At 48.5% G+C, this 2,160-nt stretch carries 5 protein-coding genes and 1 pseudogene; all 6 read right to left on the minus strand.

Annotation, left to right across the window (positions count from 1 at the left end):
• Window positions 1–187 precede the first annotated feature (187 nt).
• Complete coding sequence (locus tag H6F90_RS15665; RefSeq protein ID WP_190553338.1) at window positions 188–553, minus strand: tetratricopeptide repeat protein; 366 nt, start codon at window positions 551–553, stop codon at window positions 188–190.
• On the minus strand, window positions 550–843 hold the full coding sequence (locus tag H6F90_RS15670; RefSeq protein WP_190553339.1) for a hypothetical protein: 294 nt from the start codon (window positions 841–843) through the stop codon (window positions 550–552). Before H6F90_RS15670 ends, H6F90_RS15665 begins: the two co-directional genes overlap by 4 nt.
• 18 nt (window positions 844–861) lie before the next feature.
• Complete coding sequence (locus tag H6F90_RS15675; RefSeq protein ID WP_190553340.1) at window positions 862–1,383, minus strand: hypothetical protein; 522 nt, start codon at window positions 1,381–1,383, stop codon at window positions 862–864.
• 4 nt (window positions 1,384–1,387) lie between these two features.
• Window positions 1,388–1,579 (minus strand): hypothetical protein, encoded by a 192-nt coding sequence (locus H6F90_RS15680; protein ID WP_190553341.1) that lies wholly within the window; start codon window positions 1,577–1,579, stop codon window positions 1,388–1,390.
• 35 nt (window positions 1,580–1,614) lie between these two features.
• A complete protein-coding gene (locus H6F90_RS15685) occupies window positions 1,615–1,848 on the minus strand; it encodes a hypothetical protein (protein WP_190553342.1) in 234 nt (77 codons plus the stop codon).
• Between the two features lie 51 nt (window positions 1,849–1,899).
• A pseudogene (locus H6F90_RS15690) lies at window positions 1,900–2,092 on the minus strand (transposase); the annotation flags it as partial.
• Window positions 2,093–2,160: the final 68 nt, after the last annotated feature.

A 2,160-nucleotide genomic window follows, 5' to 3' on the forward strand; every position in this document is an offset into this window, starting at 1 on the left:
CTCATCGGTCAGGTCACTGTCGTAGTAAGGCTGACTCATATCCTCAAGCCATGTAGATGTCACTCTTCTGGTATCGCGCCTTTGTGACCGTAGTTGTCTTCTACTTCACATACATTTACAAACAGTTTCTAAAGATTGGTTGCACCGATCCCTAAGAACTGCCTTGAATGACAATGCAAAAACTTTGCTAATAGAACATCTGAGAAAAGGTGAGCTTTCTGCGATTCAGCGCAAACAAATACGCGAGGAAGCCGAGAGAGGTGAACAGATTGTTGAGGCTAATAGCAACACCTGGGTGGTCACCCTGGAACAGCCGTTTGGATAACTGTAAAACTTTTTCAGCTAGCGGAATCGCTTCGCTAAACTTCCCTTGCTTATAGAGTTGAAACACTTGCTGATTCAGCCGCTCAATTTCTGCTCGGGCTTCTTTCTGTTCTGAGGATAACGGCGCTTTTGTCTGTCCTTGAATGGTTTCTTGAATTCCAGTTAACAAGCCAATCGTTATAAGCAGAACGGCGAACCCACTCAATCCTTGCCTATGAATTCGATTCATACTCGCTCCAATAAGTAATTGATTCGGGGCCGTAGCGTCTGAACCTGTTTTACATCTCCTAGCTGGCGATAGCTGCTTTGAGCGCTGCGAAACCAGTAAAGCGCATTATTGAGTTGCGCCACCGCTTCATTCACCTCGCCCAGATGTTGCTGCAACTCCGCTTGCTGTTCCAGGCTGTTTGCAGTTTTTGCCAACTCAAATGCCTTTACATAATTGATTTTGGCGAGTTGCAGCAATTCACTCGCCTGATACTTCTCCCAATAGTTGGTAAATTGCCGCAGTACGCACACCTGCTCGTACAGCAGTTTCTAGTTTTTGAATGGCGGTAGCTTTGAGGTATCGCTTTGATAGAGATACGCCAGCGCTAAGACCTCTGATTCCCGATTAAGAGCAAGCTGTGTTATCTCTCCAACCCTCTGCTGTACTTGCTTTACCCCCTCATGGCTCAAAAACGTGAAACCTACCGGATTAGCTTTAGAAGAAGCGCCAGTGTTTGAGGTAATTTCGACCTGGTAGTACCCGCCAGGCCGAATTGGTTGGCTCCCGCCTGGGAATACAGCTTCCGCTTCATCAGTTTCAATCGACCAATCGACCTGGTTGCCCCAGACGCGCACTCGGTAAGAAGCCGCCCCAATGTTATGCCACCGCAACCGCAGTTGTCGCTCCAGAACAGCGGTTGAGCGAGGACTGATGAGATAAGAAATCGTCGGGTTTTCCCCAGAGCGAGAGCGAGTCGTTCGGCTACTTAGTCGGCGGATCACATCTGGTCTAGGTCCACAGCCTTGCTGGATCACCGTCTCTTTTCCCGCAGGAACCTTCCAGAGTGACAAGTTGCTACACAGCAACAGTGCTGTGTAGCAACTTGTCCAATCGAAGCCGATCCTTGGGTTGCAATAATGTGCCAAACTGAGCTTTCTGGTAAGTACTGCGATTAGCCCGTTTGACCTCTACCTTGCCCTTCAGGTTAGAAATATAGTTTATCCCTTGAGCTTGAGCCCAAGCAGGTAAGCCACTATTCGTTAGCACAAGTACAAGCAATACTCGAGTGAAGCTTTTCCAGTTCATAGTTTTTTGGGTGGCTGATTGCTACGCTTTCCCTGCAACTTTTTCTGTGCCAAATGCATCCACGAATCTTCATCGGGATTTGTCAGAGCACCCAACTCCAGGCATTTTTTCCAATAGTTTCGAGCACTGGCTTGCTGGCGACGTTCTAGGACCTGCGCCATCAGACAATACGCTGAACCTGGAAAATCAATATAGCGGTGTGCCGGTTGATTAAGTACAGTAGCAGGCATGGCTAAACCAGCTTCGTACAGCTGCTAACGTAATCTGCTCTAATCCTTGTGCAATTGCTTGATGCAAGGTTTCAAAGGTGCGAGCTTCAGCACCTCTGAGGAACGCCTTCAACTTTGACCACAAGTTTTCAATTGGATTGAAAGCGGGTGAGTAAGGAGATAGGTAAATTAGCCGTGCCCCAACGGACTCGATTGCCGTCGTCACCCCCGCCACTTTGTGAGCCGATAAGTTGTCCATGACCACCCCCGCTCCGACCCATCAGCAGGGACACAAGACGGTTTCAACCAACCACAGAAATAAAGCCCCATTCG

The sequence above is a fragment of the Trichocoleus sp. FACHB-591 genome, assembly GCF_014695845.1.
Classification (GTDB): domain Bacteria; phylum Cyanobacteriota; class Cyanobacteriia; order FACHB-46; family FACHB-46; genus Trichocoleus.